General features: G+C 67.6%; 16 protein-coding genes and 1 tRNA gene. 6 read left to right on the top strand and 11 right to left on the bottom strand.

What is annotated here, in order from left to right; genetic code table 11:
• Positions 1–341 precede the first annotated feature (341 nt).
• The gene (locus ACGFJ2_RS20585) at positions 342–995 is read left to right on the top strand and encodes a 4a-hydroxytetrahydrobiopterin dehydratase (protein ID WP_393470450.1); all 654 of its coding nucleotides are present in this window, start codon (positions 342–344) and stop codon (positions 993–995) included.
• A 421-nt stretch (positions 996–1,416) separates the two neighbouring features.
• Here ACGFJ2_RS20585 and ACGFJ2_RS20590 read toward each other — a convergent pair whose 3' ends face one another.
• Both ACGFJ2_RS20590 and ACGFJ2_RS20595 read right to left on the bottom strand, forming a co-directional pair.
• Positions 1,417–1,881, bottom strand: a complete 465-nt coding sequence (locus tag ACGFJ2_RS20590) for a hypothetical protein (RefSeq protein ID WP_393470453.1) — start codon at positions 1,879–1,881, stop codon at positions 1,417–1,419.
• A gap of 81 nt (positions 1,882–1,962) precedes the next feature.
• Positions 1,963–2,553: a TetR/AcrR family transcriptional regulator gene (locus ACGFJ2_RS20595; protein WP_393470456.1), complete on the bottom strand. Its 591-nt coding sequence runs from the start codon at positions 2,551–2,553 to the stop codon at positions 1,963–1,965.
• A 51-nt stretch (positions 2,554–2,604) separates the two neighbouring features.
• Between ACGFJ2_RS20595 and ACGFJ2_RS20600 the strand changes: the two genes are divergently transcribed.
• The 3 genes from ACGFJ2_RS20600 (at position 2,605) to ACGFJ2_RS20610 (ending at position 4,538) form a co-directional block, all read left to right on the top strand.
• Complete coding sequence (locus ACGFJ2_RS20600) at positions 2,605–3,405, top strand: SDR family oxidoreductase (protein WP_393470458.1); 801 nt, start codon at positions 2,605–2,607, stop codon at positions 3,403–3,405.
• Between the two features lie 156 nt (positions 3,406–3,561).
• Positions 3,562–4,293: a hypothetical protein gene (locus ACGFJ2_RS20605; RefSeq protein WP_357938699.1), complete on the top strand. Its 732-nt coding sequence runs from the start codon at positions 3,562–3,564 to the stop codon at positions 4,291–4,293.
• 108 nt (positions 4,294–4,401) lie between these two features.
• Positions 4,402–4,538: transfer RNA gene (locus ACGFJ2_RS20610), tRNA-OTHER, on the top strand.
• Between the two features lie 92 nt (positions 4,539–4,630).
• Here the strand turns inward: ACGFJ2_RS20610 and ACGFJ2_RS20615 are convergent.
• A complete protein-coding gene (locus ACGFJ2_RS20615; RefSeq protein ID WP_357938701.1) occupies positions 4,631–5,263 on the bottom strand; it encodes a TetR family transcriptional regulator in 633 nt (210 codons plus the stop codon).
• A gap of 101 nt (positions 5,264–5,364) precedes the next feature.
• Between ACGFJ2_RS20615 and ACGFJ2_RS20620 the strand changes: the two genes are divergently transcribed.
• Positions 5,365–6,405: an NAD(P)-dependent alcohol dehydrogenase gene (locus ACGFJ2_RS20620; protein ID WP_393470461.1), complete on the top strand. Its 1,041-nt coding sequence runs from the start codon at positions 5,365–5,367 to the stop codon at positions 6,403–6,405.
• A 19-nt stretch (positions 6,406–6,424) separates the two neighbouring features.
• Here ACGFJ2_RS20620 and ACGFJ2_RS20625 read toward each other — a convergent pair whose 3' ends face one another.
• From ACGFJ2_RS20625 to ACGFJ2_RS20640, 4 genes are all read right to left on the bottom strand, one after another.
• A complete protein-coding gene (locus ACGFJ2_RS20625) occupies positions 6,425–6,862 on the bottom strand; it encodes a signal protein (protein WP_393470464.1) in 438 nt (145 codons plus the stop codon).
• Between the two features lie 188 nt (positions 6,863–7,050).
• On the bottom strand, positions 7,051–7,176 hold the full coding sequence (locus tag ACGFJ2_RS20630; protein ID WP_357938707.1) for a hypothetical protein: 126 nt from the start codon (positions 7,174–7,176) through the stop codon (positions 7,051–7,053).
• Between the two features lie 105 nt (positions 7,177–7,281).
• Positions 7,282–8,319: a class I mannose-6-phosphate isomerase gene (locus tag ACGFJ2_RS20635; RefSeq protein WP_393470467.1), complete on the bottom strand. Its 1,038-nt coding sequence runs from the start codon at positions 8,317–8,319 to the stop codon at positions 7,282–7,284.
• A 15-nt stretch (positions 8,320–8,334) separates the two neighbouring features.
• Entirely contained in the window at positions 8,335–9,333 is a 999-nt protein-coding gene (locus ACGFJ2_RS20640) for a tagatose 1,6-diphosphate aldolase (protein ID WP_393470470.1), read from the bottom strand.
• Between the two features lie 463 nt (positions 9,334–9,796).
• Here ACGFJ2_RS20640 and ACGFJ2_RS20645 point away from each other — a divergent pair, with 463 nt between their 5' ends.
• Positions 9,797–10,576, top strand: a complete 780-nt coding sequence (locus ACGFJ2_RS20645) for a DeoR/GlpR family DNA-binding transcription regulator (protein ID WP_357938713.1) — start codon at positions 9,797–9,799, stop codon at positions 10,574–10,576.
• 12 nt (positions 10,577–10,588) lie between these two features.
• Here the strand turns inward: ACGFJ2_RS20645 and ACGFJ2_RS20650 are convergent, their stop codons facing one another.
• From ACGFJ2_RS20650 to ACGFJ2_RS20665, 4 genes are all read right to left on the bottom strand, one after another.
• The gene (locus ACGFJ2_RS20650; protein WP_357938715.1) at positions 10,589–11,389 is read right to left on the bottom strand and encodes an ABC-2 family transporter protein; all 801 of its coding nucleotides are present in this window, start codon (positions 11,387–11,389) and stop codon (positions 10,589–10,591) included.
• On the bottom strand, positions 11,382–12,188 hold the full coding sequence (locus tag ACGFJ2_RS20655) for an ABC transporter permease (RefSeq protein WP_393470474.1): 807 nt from the start codon (positions 12,186–12,188) through the stop codon (positions 11,382–11,384). The genes ACGFJ2_RS20650 and ACGFJ2_RS20655 overlap by 8 nt, the downstream gene beginning before the upstream one ends.
• Complete coding sequence (locus ACGFJ2_RS20660; protein ID WP_393470477.1) at positions 12,185–13,111, bottom strand: ATP-binding cassette domain-containing protein; 927 nt, start codon at positions 13,109–13,111, stop codon at positions 12,185–12,187. Before ACGFJ2_RS20660 ends, ACGFJ2_RS20655 begins: the two co-directional genes overlap by 4 nt.
• A gap of 229 nt (positions 13,112–13,340) precedes the next feature.
• Positions 13,341–14,324: an LLM class flavin-dependent oxidoreductase gene (locus ACGFJ2_RS20665; RefSeq protein WP_357938721.1), complete on the bottom strand. Its 984-nt coding sequence runs from the start codon at positions 14,322–14,324 to the stop codon at positions 13,341–13,343.
• Positions 14,325–14,411: the final 87 nt, after the last annotated feature.

The raw sequence follows: 14,411 nt of genomic DNA on the forward strand, positions 1-14,411 counted from the left end.
GTGTTGGCTGCCATCCGCCGGTTACGGACTGTGTCGTCGGAGTGCGGCAGGTCAGGAGATGCGGCGAGTTCGCGTAGGTCAGGGGTCGCCTCCCACGACGCCAGCGTCAGGTTCACCAGGCTCAGCCCAGCACCGTCAGCGAGTGCCGTGGCAACACCTGTGCGGCGTCGTGACCGGCTCCCGTCCGCGAGTAGGCGCTCACGTGGCACTTGCGCGGGGCACGATGTCTCCGGTCGAGGCTGTGACGATTCTCAATGGAGTTGTCAAGATGCCGGCGAACGCCTTGAAGAACGGGCCGAATGGCCGATTCGTCGTCAAAACCTGACATGCAAGGATGTCTTATGAGCAAGCTGACCGGACAGCAGATCGCAGACGAAGGGCTGGACGGGTGGGCATACCTGCTCGGCGGCCTGCAGACCCGCATCCTCACCAAGAACTTCGCGGCCGGGCTCTCAGTCGTCAACGCCATCGGCGCGGCAGCCGAGCAGATGAGCCATCATCCCGACCTCGACCTGCGCTACACCCACGTAGACGTCCGATTGACCAGCCACGACGAGGGCGCGGTCACCAACCGCGATGTCCGGCTGGCTCGCGTCATCTCCTCCATCGCCGCCGACGCCGGGGCGCGGCTGGAGGCCTCGAACGTCTCCCGGCTCGAACTCGCCCTCGACACCCCGGCCGGAGAGTCGATTCCGCCGTTCTGGGCCGCGGTGCTGGCGATGGAGCATCTGTCCGGCCCCGACATCGGCGACGAACTCCGCGACCCGGCCGACGTTCTGCCGGCCGTGTGGTTCCAGACGTCCGGCAGCGAGGAACCCCGCCAGCGCTGGCATCTCGACATATGGGTGGATCCCGCGCAGGTCCAGCCACGCATAGACGCGGCGCTCGCCGCTGGCGGCACACTGGTCAGCGACGCGGAGGCGCCGAGCTTCTGGGTGCTCGCCGACCCGGAAGGCAACCGGGCGTGCCTGTGTACCTGGCAGTCCCGTGGCTGATAGCTGTCTGCGGCCCCGCAGCAGAACAAGGGCGTCATGTGGTCGGTCGTATCCGGCTCCGCACTGAAGCTCTCCGCCGGTCGCGGCTCGTCACGCTCGCGTCCGGCGGCAACAGATGCGCAACGCTCATAAGAAGCTCAAGGTACGGCTTGCGCGGATTTCTCATCCTCATCCGGACCGCGTGCCGCCATCATTTTCGGGCGCACCAATGCTGAATTACTTGCGAATAATGCAAGGGCGGGCCCGCGTCGAAGTCGGCGTCCGGCGGAGGGCGACTGTCCATATTCGTACGCCCCTGCACAGAACCCTGAGCAGAACAGGGTCGGCCCGGCTCTCGTTCGTCCTCTCCAGGCGGCATTCAACGAAGCGCTCGTGTAGGAGCCGGGGCCATCGGGTGCGGTGGCACAGGCCGGGGAGCGCGTCAATCGAAGAGGTCCTGACCATCGCGACCCGACGGGTCCATGCTGAGCAGGCTTTCGTGGAGCGATTGAACAGCGCGGCCGGTTAGTTCGCCCGTTGCTGTGGTCTCCATCAGCCGCCAGCCGGGGGAGTCGTCCGGTGCTTCGTCGTCCCGGCCGTGGGTGGTGAGGCGGTACAGCAGGCCAAAGATCGCGTCATAGGTCGTGCTGCGTACGAGCTGTGCAAGGTCGTCGCGGTATGCGCCATTGGAGAGTAGGCGGTTCGCCGCCGGAATCGTCTCCAACGAACCAGGAGCGACCCAGACGCCGATCAGTTCTGGCCAGACGCTTCTCAACGCCAGGAAGCGAGCGAGTTGAGGGATGTTTTCGGTGATCTCCGAGACCGCCCGGCGTTCAGGGTTGTCGGCCCCGAGAGCTTCGAAACAGGTCCGCAGTGCGACTACCGCGTCGCGATCCACTTCGTCCATCCCGACATCTCACTACAGGCTCCTGCAAAAGGCCCCGAGGATAATCCTCGCATTCATCTGGTGACGGACGGATCTGCGCCTTCAGAATGCCGTGTCGAAGGCCGAGGTCAGGGCCTGGCGCATCAGGGTGGGGAGGTCTTGCCGGCCGTCTCCTTCCGCCCAGCGGATAAGCGCGACATGGATGACCGCCAGACATGCGGCAGTCGTGCTGCGGATACGGAATTCCAGGTCGGGGTCGGTGGTGCCGGCGCAGAGTGCGTCGACGACGGCGATCTCGGTGGCGTACTGGCTGTCCAGATGACGGGCCTGCAGGGCGGGTGTGGAGATCATCAGGTTGAGGCGGGCGAGCAGGAGGTCCCGGTCGGAGTTGACGGCCATGGCGGCGGTCTGCACCAGGGCCCGGCCGATCCGCTGGCGTAGTGGCTCCTCCTGTTCTTGTGCCGTCAGTGCGGCTGCGGTCTCCCGGTCGAACTCGTCGTAGAGCACCAGGTCTTCTTTGGTGGCGAAGTGCCGGTACAGGGTCATCGCGGATACCCCGGCCGCCTGCGCGACGTCGTTGATCGTGGTCGCGTCATAGCCCCGTGCCATGAACAGGCGTACTGCGTGCGCCTGGAGCGTGCGCCGGGTCTCTGCCCGGCGGCGCTCACGCAGGCTTGCCGTCTCTCCTGTCACCTGATAGAACCTACCATGCTGATAGTTACTAACAAGTTTGCGGGGTACGCAATGGGACGGCTGGCAGAGAAGACGGCACTGGTGACCGGGGCCTCACGCGGGATCGGGCGGGCGGTCGCCGAACGTCTCGCCGCCGACGGGGCCCTCGTCGCCGTTCACTACGGAAAGGACGCGGCAGCGGCGCAGGAGACGGTCGAGCGGATCGAACGGGCCGGCGGGCGTGCGTTCCCGACCGGCGCGGACCTGGAGGACGCGGGGGCCGTCGACGCGTTGTTCGCCGAGTTGGCGGCCGGGCTGGCCGGACGGCGCCTGGACATCCTGGTCAACAACGCCGCGGCCGCCCCGGCCGGTCCGATCGAGACCGACACGGCCGAGCAGTTCGATCGGCTCTTCGCGGTGAACGTCAAGGCGCCGTACTTCATCATCCAGCGCGCGCTCCCGCTGCTGGCCGATGGCGGACGCATCATCAGCGTCTCCTCGGCCGTCACCCGGATCGCCAATCCCGCGCAGACCTCCTTCGCCATGACCAAGGGCGCGATAGAGACCATGAGCCGTACCCTCGCCCTGGCGCTGGGCGAGCGCGGCATCACCGTGAACGTCGTCGCGCCGGGTGCGACCATGACCGAGGCGAACACGTCGCTGTTCCCCCCTGAGGCGGCGGCGTTCCTCGCGGGGCAGGCTGCGCTGGGGCGGGTCGGCCGGGCCGAGGACGTGGCCGACGTGGTGGCCCTTCTCGCCTCCGACGATGCCCGCTGGGTGACCGGGCAGGTGGTGGACGCCAGCGGTGGGCTCCACCTGGGGGCTCGGGTAGCGCTCGCCACCTCAGCTGTACGGGATGAGGCGTTGTCGTAGGGCGGTGCTGCCAAGACTGCTGAAGGGCCTGATTTGCGGCAGGAAGCCGGGGTGGCCTTGCTATTCGGGCAGCGAGCTATATGAGTTGCGTACGCATAGCGCCATCGCTGTACGCTCTGCCCTATCCCGCCGACCCCCAACGAACGGAAACCCTCCGTGGCGAAGCTGAACCAGATCCTCGCCGTAGAGAAGGGCGTGAAGGCCAGTACGCAGCGCGCGGTGTCCGACGCCTATCACGCCATTCAGAAGGCGCCGCTCCTGTCGGGCCTGTCGCGCACCTATCAGCCGATCGACGACGAGGGCGAGCAGTTGCCGCCTGAGTCGACGCGCGTCCAGGTGAAGACCGAGGCGATCATCGCCGACGTCGCGAAGGCGCTGACGCGGCTGTTCGACGTGACCGCGACCAAGGACTGGACCAACGCCACCGCCAAGGCGGACGTCGTGGTCGACGGCGAGACTCTCATTTCCGGCGCCCCGGTCACGTACCTGCTGTTCCTGGAGAAGCAGCTCGTCGACCTGCACACGTTCGTGTCGAAGTTGCCGACGCTCGACCCGGCCGAGACGTGGTCGTTCGACGACAACGCCGAGACATGGCGTACCGAACCGGTCAAGACGACCCGCACCAAGAAGGTTCCGCGCAACCACGTGCTCGCCGAGGCGACGGACAAGCACCCCGCCCAGGTGCAGGTGTTCACCGAGGACATCGTGGTCGGCTACTGGACGAAGACCGCCTTCTCCGGGGCCCTGCCGGCCAAGCGCGTGAACGAGCTGCTGTCCCGCGTGCAGAAGCTGCAGGATGCCGTCAAGTACGCCCGCGAAGAGGCCAACGCGACCGCCGTCGATGAGCAGGAGGTCGGCGACGCCGTGTTCGGGTATCTGTTCGCCTGACCCAAAGACTCCCCGTTGAGCGCGGGGTGCGCGCAAGCGCAAAGCTGAAGCTCAAGCTGAAGCTGACGAACGGCTCAAGTGGAGGTTCGAGTCCTCCCCGGGGTACGCGCCTCGGTAGCCCAAATGGTAGAGGCAGCCGATCAAACTCAGATTCTCGCTCTAGCCTCAGCATCGCCGTCGAGCGCCAGATCAACCGAGGATGGACTGTGATTGTTGAGATGCCGGTTCGAATCCGGCTCGGGGCTCTTCGTGCCCCGGTGGCTCAATGGCAGAGCGCACGTCGTCAGGACTGATCCGTTCTCTTAAACGCCGCTGGCGCCACATGTGGCGGCACACATCAGGCCCCCCGGCTTGGGTAGTCCGGGGGGCCGCTGCCATTCAAGGGCACGGTCGTCACGGCGCGCCTTACGGTCTCGCGGAGCAGGGTACGGCGCTGCTCATGCAGCTCCGGCGGCTCCTCGGCCGTCGCGGCGTAGACGTTGCTGACGGGCGACCACGCCATGGACATCGCGATGACCAGGGCCATCACGTCGAAGGGGTCGCCCGGTCTCACGATGCCCGCGGCCTGCGCCTCGGCGATGGCGCGTAGCTTGTGGTCGTCGAGACGGTCGGCCTCCTCGACGAGGTGGCCGGCGGGACGTCGTTCCAGACGGGCCCAGGTGGCCAGCCGGATGAGGTCGGGGCGGCGGAGATATTCGTCGTAGAGGCGTACGGCCCAGTCCGCGAGGTCGGTGGCGTCGATCGGGACGACGTTCACGATCCGCTCCAGCGAATCGGCGAAGATGGCGTCGAACAGCCCTTCCTTGCTGCCGAAGTAGGCGTAGAGCTGCGCCTTGTTGGTGCGGGCGGCGGCCACGATCCGCTCGATGCGTGCCCCGGCGATCCCATATTCGGCGAACTCCTGAGTCGCCACGTCAAGCATGCGACTGCGGGTCGCCGCGCCACGGGAGGTCATGGGCTGATCGGCCATACCGTCCACTCTATCAAACAGAACAGTCGGTTTGTTTTGCGGTCGGTAGCCGGTTAGTCTGCGATAGACCGAACAGTCTGTTTGCGAAGGAGTCGGCGTACATGAGGAGCACGGTGGGATGGCAGACGGAGGGTTCCGCGACACTGCGGCGGGTCTCACTTGAACGGCGCGACCTGCGGCCCGACGACATCGCGGTACGCGTGGACTACTGCGGTGTCTGCCACTCCGATCTGCATGCCGTCAGCGCTCATCCTGGTGACACGAGCGTGCCCCTTGTGCCGGGCCACGAGTTCACGGGAGTGGTGACCGAGATTGGGCCCGAGGTCACCCGGTTCGGCGTCGGCGACCCGGTCGCGGTCGGGAACATCGTCGACTCGTGTGGTGTGTGCGCCATGTGCCGGGCCGGCCAGGAGAACTTCTGCCACGAGTTCCCGACCCTGACCTACGGCGGCACCGACCGCCGCGACGGGTCGACCACACTGGGCGGCTACTCCCGCGAATACGTCGTCCGCGACCATTTCGCCTACCCCCTCCCCGCCGGCCTCGACCCCGCCGCCGCGGCCCCTCTGCTCTGCGCTGGCGTCACCGTCTGGGAGCCGCTGCGCACACTCGGCGTGGGACCGGGTACCCGCGTCGCCGTGGCGGGGCTTGGCGGCCTGGGCCATCTCGCGGTCAAACTCGCCGTGGCGCTCGGCGCCGACACCACGGTCATCAGCCGGTCGGCGGACAAAATCGACGACGCCCGTCGCCTGGGCGCCCACGACCTCATCGACTCCACGGATACGGGACAGATGGCCGCGAACCGGGACCGGTTCGACGTCGTCATCGACACCATTTCCGCCCCCCACGACCTCGGCCCGTACCTGCGGCTGGTTGCCTTGGACGGGACACTCAGCCACCTCGGACACCTCGGACCGGTCACCGTGCAGACCACCGATCTGCTCGTCGGACGGAAGAGGCTCAGCTCCGCGGGCAGCGGCGGGCGGCCCGCGACCGCCGCCATGCTGGCGTTCTGCGCCGAGCGCGGTATCACCGCCGACATCGAGCTGCTTCCCTCTGCGCGCGTGAACGAAGCCCTCAGCCGTCTCCAGCGCAACGACGTCCGCTACCGGTTCGTGCTCGACATGTCTGACCTGTCCTGAACGAACGAGCAGGATGTGTTCATGCTTGCTGCGCGGTCTCGACAGTGAGTGTGTAATCGACGGCCGTGTGGAAAGCGCCGGAGGACCCACGAATGCTCAGTGTGTGATGGCCGGGCGGTAGTGGCTGGAAGCGCGCCCAGATGCCACAAGCGTAGAACGTGGTCGTACCCCCCATGCCGGTCGCAGGATTGTCCGCCACGCTGGTCACGTGAACGACGGCGTCTTCCATCCGTTCCGGGGTGACCGGCTTGCCGTCAAGGGTGGCCTTGCCTTTGGCGGCGGCCATGAACTTCTTGCATCCGGCCCTGGTGGAAGCCAGATTCACCAGCGGGGCCAGCATGGGCCGCCCCGCAGGGACCCGGCAGGCCCGCTGCGCGGTGCCGCCGAAGGTCCCGGCGAGGAACCAGATGTCCTTTGGCTGATTCCGGTCGCAGAACTTCCCGGTCGGGTCCGACACAGGGTTAGTGCTCTCCTTTTCGGAGGACGCCCATGTCCACCAGCGTCCTTGGACCGGCTCGGGCGTTCCACAGGCGGAGAGGAGGCCGAGGAGTAATAGAAGTGGTAAAACCGATCTAGGGGGCATTTGAGAATCATTGCGTACACCGACTCGCACTGAAATGGCGGTTTCTGGCTCTGGGACGTCCGTCAAGGCCAGATGACGTCGTCGAGGAAGGTTTCGACTGCCGTCGTCACCTGACCAAGGACCTCGGCGGACTTGTGCAGCGGGCCGGGCAGCATCATGCCGTGGTCGGCGCCGCTGACCTCGAGCACGTACGGGGTCAGCTCTCGCGCCAGAGTGCTGTCCCAGAAGTCGTCCGCGGTGCCACCGATGAGCAGGAACGGTTCGATTCCCCTTCGGCCATGGCCGGAATATACCTACAAGCCTTCAGCGGACTTCAGGGCTGGTTTGCAGCGCACCGCCGCGGCGTCCCCGCGCAGAGTGCACCACCCGGCCGCGTACGGGAGGAGCAGCGTGTCTCCGGCCTTGACCGGGACCGGCGGGGCATGTTCGCTCGTGACGATCCCGGCGCCATCGGTGACCGCGATGATCGAGTACGCCGGCTCCAGCACGCTGACGGGATCGGGACGCAGCCTCTCGGCGGCGAAGAACTCGTCGGCGAACTCGGCGAAGAGGCGGCGGACCCCGGGCCGGACGTCATCCGCCGGTTGGCGGGCGCGGCGTAGCTCGTTCAGCCGGTCCGCGCCCCAGCCGCTCCTGTCGACGCAGCCGAGCGCCTGGTCGTACCCGAGCCCCAGGTGCCCGACGGCGGGGCCGTCGACGGCGAAGCCCTCCCATTCGAGCAGCACGGAGAAGTCGGTCGGCTCCTGTACCTCCACCATGAGGGTCCCGGCTCCGATGGCGTGCGGCAGACCCGCGGGGCACACGATGGCGTCGCCGGCCCGCACCGGCACGCGGTTCGTGGCGTCGAGCATTTGATCGATTCGCTGGTCCGCGACCCAACGGGCGAGTTCGTCCGGCTCGACGTCCCTGGCGAAGCCGAGATGCACTGCCGCCTCCGGCTCGGCCGAGACGATCACCCATGCCTCGGTCTTCCCGTACGGCGAGGCCAGGTGGTCGGCGGCGAATCGCCGATCGGGGTGTACGTGCAGCGGTAGCCGTTCCCCCGCGTCCAGCAGTTTCACCAGGATCGCGGGGTCGGCGCCGTGTTCCGCGACGTGTTGTTCGCCCAGCCACCACACGGGATCGCCGGCGATGGCCTCGGCTAGTGTCCGGCCGTCGGGCAGCGTGGTCAGTCCCGCGGGCGCCGCTCCGTGCCGGCTGGTGGTCGAGGCGACCCAATCCTCCGGGTAGTAGGGATCATCGGCGGACGGAATCCCGCGGAACCGGCCGATGCGCCCGGCACCCCGGTAGAACGAGCGCGGAGTGTTCGCGGGGAGAAGGAAGCTGGGCATGCATGTGCTCCGAGGTCAGCTGTTCCATGATCGGTACCATTCGCTGGGTAGTTCCTTGACCACTACGTCGAGTGGCCGGGCCGGTGTGAAGGGGCGCCCATACCGCCGCGTCACCTCGTTGAGCTCCTCGAGTCGCGCCCTGGCCGCCGCGGTGGCTTCCTCGCGGGCGGCGGGGTCGTGGGTGGACACGGCGTCGCGCCAGATCGACCGGCCGGCGAGGTAGCCGGCGGCGCCGGCCTGGCAGGCGATCTCGACCTGCGTCTTGAAGTCGGCATATTCCACCCCGGCGGACAGGATGACCCACGGTACGCTCACCATGGAGTCCAGCTCCGCGCAGGCGGCGGCCGCCTGCTCGCGTCCTTCTTCCGTGTCGATGTAGCCGGGGAACTCCACTTTGAGCATGTCGACGCCGAGCTTGTTGGCGGTCGCGGCGGAGGCGATGATGCCGCGCACCCGGGCGGCCTTCCACTCGGCGGTGGTCGGGTCCTCGCCCGGCAGCGGGTACCAGATCGGCTCGACCACCAGGGGCAGGCTGAGCTCGGCGCATTCGGCGACGAGGCCGGCCACGAGCTGCCGCTGCTGCTCGGCGACGACTCGACCGCCGTCGGGGCGGTAGAACCACAGCAACTTGCACATGTCGGCGCCGGCCATCTTGATCTGGGTGGCGCTCCAGTTCGCGCGCAGCCGGGTACGGCGCGGTCCGTCCGCGTGCCGGTAGTCCTCGTCCTCGATGCTCGACATCAGCCCGACGGTGCCGGGCACCGCGCCGGAGGCCACGAGGTGGCCGAGGGCGTACAACGGGTCGAGCAGCACGGCCGAGATCGACGGGGCCACGGCGCGGACGACCGCGTCCTTCGCGGCGACGACATCGGCGAAGGTGACGCTCGCCGGATCGGGCGCGAGCAGTTCGGCGAAGTCGGACAGGTGGTCGAGAGCGCAGATGAGGAAATAACCATCGGCGCTGGTGACGCGCTGCAGACCACGGATCTTGCCAGGATCAATGATCGAGTTCACTGGGTGTCTCCAGGTGCTACTTGAACGTAGGGCTCAAGCGGTGGCCTGCTCCGGCTCCCCCGCTCATCGTGCGGGCAGTCGGAGAGCAGCACCCCGGCGACGAACGTGTCGTCGAGCCCGATCGTGGTGGGCCCGGATGGGCCAGGTACGGCGTCGGCCCGCCTGACGGGAACCACAGCAGGCCGGCAGCGGCGCCGTGGCCGCTGCGCCGCCAAGTCGCAGTGCGGCGCGCCGCATGAAGGGCCGAGGCCTGCTGGCTGTCATCGCTTCTCCTAAGACGCAGGAGTCTGAACACAGTGGTCCGGGGGATGACAAGGTTGCGGGTTCCTGCCGTATTCGCTCAGGCAGACTTGCCTACATCTTCCACAGTATGCTGGTTATTGCGAATGGGTCAATGGTTAGGTTGCAAGAAATCGCAGAAACCTGAAACTAGCCGCAATTAGCCGCATCGCAGGAGTGAATCATGCAGGACACGGCACTGCCCGCGAAGCGTCGCGCCGAACTCGTGAGGCACGTCCGCGAACGCGGTCACGCCACCGTCGCCGAGCTGGCAGAGCGTTTCGCCGTGTCAATGGACACCGTGCGTCGTGACCTCGACCACCTCGCGGAGCGGCAGCTGATCGCCCGCACCCACGGTGGCGCGATGCGCACGGACGAACTGGCCACGGCCGACATCCCCTTTGACCGCCGCGCGGCCGTGCACCACCAGGCCAAGCAGGCCATCGGCATCGCGGCGGCGCAGCTCATCTCCAACGGCGAGACTCTGATCGTCAACGGCGGCACGACCACGCTCGCGGTGGTCCGGGCGCTGGCCGGCAAGCGTGACCTCACGGTGGTGACGAACAATCTGCGCCTGCCCCCCGAGATCCCGCAGGACGCCGTGCGCGACCTCTATGTCATCGGCGGCAGCTGCCGTATCTCGTCGAATGTCACCATTGGGCCGGTGACTTTCGCCGACACCCAGGGCATCAGCGCCGACACCGCGGTGATCGGCGTCGGCGGCATCTCGGCCAGTGGTGGGCTGTCCACCAGCAACCTGCAAGAGGCCCAGATGATGCGCCAGATGATCGACGCGGGCACGCGGGTCGTCGTGGTGGCCGACGCGTCGAAGTTCGGCAGGAGTGCTTTCGTGCACATCTGCGGCCTTGACCGGGTATCGGTCCTGGTCACCGACGCGCCGCCGCCCGAGGACCTCGCCGTGGCATTGAAGGACGCCGAGGTGGAGCTGGTCACCGTGGGATGAGGCCCCGACGTCCTAGCTGCCCACGCTCTGGTAGTGCCGGAGTTGGTGACACCAGAAGCGGTAGGCGAGGGCGAACAGGGCGATGCCCAGGAACGGGCTGCCGTACGCCACGAAGGCGGGTACGTTCAGCGACGCTGCCTTGCCCAGCAGTACGCTCGCCGGTACGTAGGCCACAAAAGCGACCGGCAGCACGAACGTCAGCAACCACTGCGTAACCCCGCCGAACACACTCATCGGGTACGAGCCGAACTTGCTGAACACGTCATCCAGGAACCCGCGCAGAGCGGCGGTGTCCAGCATGCGCATCGACAGGGACGCCAGCGACAGGTGGACCGAGGCCTCCACCAGCGCGCCGCCCATGACGGCCAGCAGGCAGAGAGCTGCCATGGACGGACTCCAGGCGGGGGCCGCCACCAGCAACAGGACCAGGCCGGTCAGCAGGTCGCCTACCTGGCCGACGCCCATGCGTTTGGTCATGATCTGGAGGAGTGGGTTGAGCGGGCGGAGCAGGACGCGGTCCAGTTCGCCCTCCCGGACCAGCCATTCCATGAAGATGAGGCTGCTCAGCGGCAGCATGCAGAGCGCGTGGGCGGTCAGGCGCAGGCCGTACAGGAAGGCGATCTCCCGCAAGGTCCAGCCGGCCATGGAGGGGAAGGTGTGCATGACGACCCAGACGAAGGCGAAGCCGCTGCCCTGGTAGACCGCTCCGGTCGCGATGCCGATCAGCGCGTTGAGCCGATACTGCAGGGCGCCGCGCATGGTGGCACGCTGGAGTCGCCAGTACAGGCGCAGGGTGCGGGTGAGCTCAGCCACCGTTGATCACCACCCTGCGGTGGGCCCGCTGCCATACCGCCCACAGCAGGACCGTGAGCCCGGCGACCCACGCGACCTCGGCGGCCAGCGCGTGCAGGACAGACGCGCCCGACAGGTGGCCCACGTAGACGGCCGCGGGGACATAGCCCAGGTACTTGAACGGCAGCGCCTCGGCCAGGGTGCCCAGCGCGCCGGGGAAGAACGACAGCGGGACCAGGGTCCCGGCGAAGAACTGGCTGGTCAGCCGGTACAGCAGCGCGATCGCGCTGGTCTCAAGCGTCCAGAAGCCGATCAGGCAGATGAGCAGCGACAGCTGCACCGAGATGGCGTAGCCGAGCAGCAGGGTCCCGGCGTAGGCGAGCGGCTGGCCGGTGGGGGTGATCGAGCCGACCAGCAGGACCACCGGTATGGCGGGGGCCAGCAGGAGGAGACCGCCGGAGGTGTGTCCGGCCTGGAAGGCGGCCAGCTGCGGCAGGTAGCCGGTCGGCCGGGACAGGTCGAAGAACACCATGCCGGTACGGATCCTGAGCAGGGCGATGTACGAGATGACCGGCGTGGTGGCGAACGCCTGGAGGTTGGCCAGGCTCAGGTAGGCCAGGAGCTGCGGGAGCGTCATGCCCTGGGCCTGCTGCTGCGCGCCGTATACCGAGGTCCAGACCATGCGCAGCAGGAAGACCTGCGCGATCAGCGTCAGCACGGTCATGATCACGTCACTGCGGTACGCGAGCTGGAAGCGCAGACCGATGCGGGCCATGCCGAGCAAAGGGCCGATCAAAGGGCCGATCAGGGGGCGGATCATCGCGCGCCCTCGATGTACAGCTGCTTGATCACGCCCTCCAGGTCGGGCTCCTGGATGGACAGGTCGCGGATGGTCTGTTCGGCGGCGACCTGGCCGATCAACTCGGGGACGGAGGCGCCCCCGGCGATGTCGAAGGTGCGGGTCTGGCCGTCGGCCAGGTGAATCGCCAGCCGCCGGGGCGGGGCGTAGGCGGTGACGAGCGCGTCGATGCCGCCGTCATAGAGCACCCGGCCCTTGTCGATCACGATGATGCGCTTGCACAGCGCCTCGACGTCGGCCAGGTCGTGGGTGGTCAGGACGACCGTGGTGCGACCGGCCTGGTTCGTGTCGGAGATGAACTCGCGTACCGCCTGCTTGGCCAGGACGTCGAGGCCGACGGTCGGTTCGTCCAGGTACAGGATGGGCGGTTCGTAGAGCATGGCGGCCGCCAGGTCGCCGCGCATCCGCTGGCCGAGGCTGAGCTGGCGGACGGGGGTGTCCAGGAAGTCGTCGAGGCCGAGCAAATCGCGCATGCGGCGCAGCGAGGTGGTGAAACGGTCGGCGGGTACGTCGTACAGGTCGCCGACCAGGCGTAACGACTCGATCAGCGGCAGGTCCCACCAGAGCTGGCTGCGCTGGCCGAACACCACGCCGACGGACCTGGCGTTGGCCTTCCGGTCCCGCCATGGCACCCGTCCGGCCACCTCGATCAGGCCGCTGGTGGGGGTGAGGATGCCGGTCAGCATTTTCACGGTGGTGGATTTGCCCGCGCCGTTGGGGCCGAGGTAGCCGACGACCTCGCCTTCGGGGATCTCGAAGCTGACGTCGTCGACGGCGATCCGCTCGTCGTACTGGCGGGTGACGAGGGTACGCAGGGTGCCCATGGGGCCGGAGAAGGTTCGAGGCCGGCGGAAGACCTTCGTCAGTGACTCGACCTTGATCATGAAGACATCCTTCAGTGAAGGATGCGGCGTGGCAACTAATTTCCGGCCGAGAAACAGCTGAGGCCCCGCCAATGTTCTGGCGGGGCCTCGGCCTTACGAGTGCGTACCGGTGTGCGTGTCGCCTCTCGGCGAAAGGCACAACGCGGCTCCAGCCGAACGGTATTCCGCGAAGGCAATAGGTGAGGCCCGGGGACACTGGGCACACCGGCCACGAGTTATGTAACTATGGTCAGCCGCCGATTGTTCCCGGCGCTAGCAATTCGAGGGAGCGCAGCCAGGCCTTCCGGTCGGGGGCCATGGAGACGACGATCAGCTCGTCGGCCTGGGCCTGCTTGGCGAAGCGGTCGAGGTAGTCCCGCACCTCGGCGGCGGTTCCGACGCCGGAGTACTTGGCCATCTGCAGGAGCTGCTGCCCGGCCGGTGAGGCGAGGATGACGTCGGCCTCCTCCGGGGTGAACGTTTGGCCACGGCCGAGGAACCGGGTCACCCGGCTGCGCTTGGCCTCCAGGAACTGCGCCTCCGCCTCTTCCGTGGTGTCCGCCGCGATGACGTTGACCCCGGCGATGACGTACGGCTCCGCCAGCTGCCTGGACGGCTGGAACTCGCGCCGGTAGAGCGCGACGGCGTCCTCCAGCGCGGTCGGGGCGAAGTGGGAGGCGAAGGCGTACGGGAGGCCGAGCATGGCGGCGAGCTTGGCGCCGAACAGGGACGAGCCGAGGATGTAGAGCGGCACGTCAGTGCCCTTGCCCGGGGTCGCGTCGATGCCCGGGATGCGGGATTCGCCCGTCAGGTAGCCCTGGAGCTCCAGTACGTCCTGCGGGAAGTCGTCAGCGGAGGCCGGGTTGCGGCGCAGGGCGCGCATGGTCTGCTGGTCGCTGCCCGGCGCCCGGCCGAGGCCGAGGTCGATGCGCCCGGGGTGCAGGGTTTCGAGCGTGCCGAACTGCTCGGCGATGGTCAGCGGGGCGTGGTTGGGCAGCATGATGCCGCCGGCCCCGAGGCGAATCGTTTGGGTCTGTGAGGCTACGTGGGCTATGAGGACGCTGGTCGCGGATGAGGCGATGGAGGGCATGTTGTGGTGCTCCGCGTACCAGATCCGCTGGTAGCCCCACTCCTCCGCGCGCTGGGCCATGGTCACGCTGGCGCGGAAGCTGTCGCCAGCCGTCTCTCCGTCGCCGATATGTGCAAGGTCAAGGATGGAGAGCGGGAAAGCCATGAATGGTGCAACCGCCGACGAGTCTGGGTTATTTCGGCACCGAACAGTTACCTCGGCGGCCAGTATTCCTCCCCCCATGGCTAGGCG

Origin of the sequence: Nonomuraea sp. NPDC049028, from assembly GCF_043197735.1 — a bacterium.
In the GTDB taxonomy this organism is placed as follows: domain Bacteria; phylum Actinomycetota; class Actinomycetes; order Streptosporangiales; family Streptosporangiaceae; genus Nonomuraea.

What these genes read in the sequence shown, in the direction of transcription:
- ACGFJ2_RS20660 (WP_393470477.1), bottom strand. Translation starts at nt 13,111, where the DNA reads ATGATCAAGGTCGAGTCACTGACGAAGGTCTTCCGCCGGCCTCGAACC.
- ACGFJ2_RS20635 (WP_393470467.1), bottom strand. Translation starts at nt 8,319, where the DNA reads ATGCCCAGCTTCCTTCTCCCCGCGAACACTCCGCGCTCGTTCTACCGG.
- ACGFJ2_RS20590 (WP_393470453.1), bottom strand. Translation starts at nt 1,881, where the DNA reads ATGGACGAAGTGGATCGCGACGCGGTAGTCGCACTGCGGACCTGTTTC.
- ACGFJ2_RS20585 (WP_393470450.1), top strand. Translation starts at nt 342, where the DNA reads ATGAGCAAGCTGACCGGACAGCAGATCGCAGACGAAGGGCTGGACGGG.
- ACGFJ2_RS20620 (WP_393470461.1), top strand. Translation starts at nt 5,365, where the DNA reads ATGAGGAGCACGGTGGGATGGCAGACGGAGGGTTCCGCGACACTGCGG.
- ACGFJ2_RS20615 (WP_357938701.1), bottom strand. Translation starts at nt 5,263, where the DNA reads ATGGCCGATCAGCCCATGACCTCCCGTGGCGCGGCGACCCGCAGTCGC.
- ACGFJ2_RS20655 (WP_393470474.1), bottom strand. Translation starts at nt 12,188, where the DNA reads ATGATCCGCCCCCTGATCGGCCCTTTGATCGGCCCTTTGCTCGGCATG.
- ACGFJ2_RS20600 (WP_393470458.1), top strand. Translation starts at nt 2,605, where the DNA reads ATGGGACGGCTGGCAGAGAAGACGGCACTGGTGACCGGGGCCTCACGC.
- ACGFJ2_RS20645 (WP_357938713.1), top strand. Translation starts at nt 9,797, where the DNA reads ATGCAGGACACGGCACTGCCCGCGAAGCGTCGCGCCGAACTCGTGAGG.
- ACGFJ2_RS20665 (WP_357938721.1), bottom strand. Translation starts at nt 14,324, where the DNA reads ATGGCTTTCCCGCTCTCCATCCTTGACCTTGCACATATCGGCGACGGA.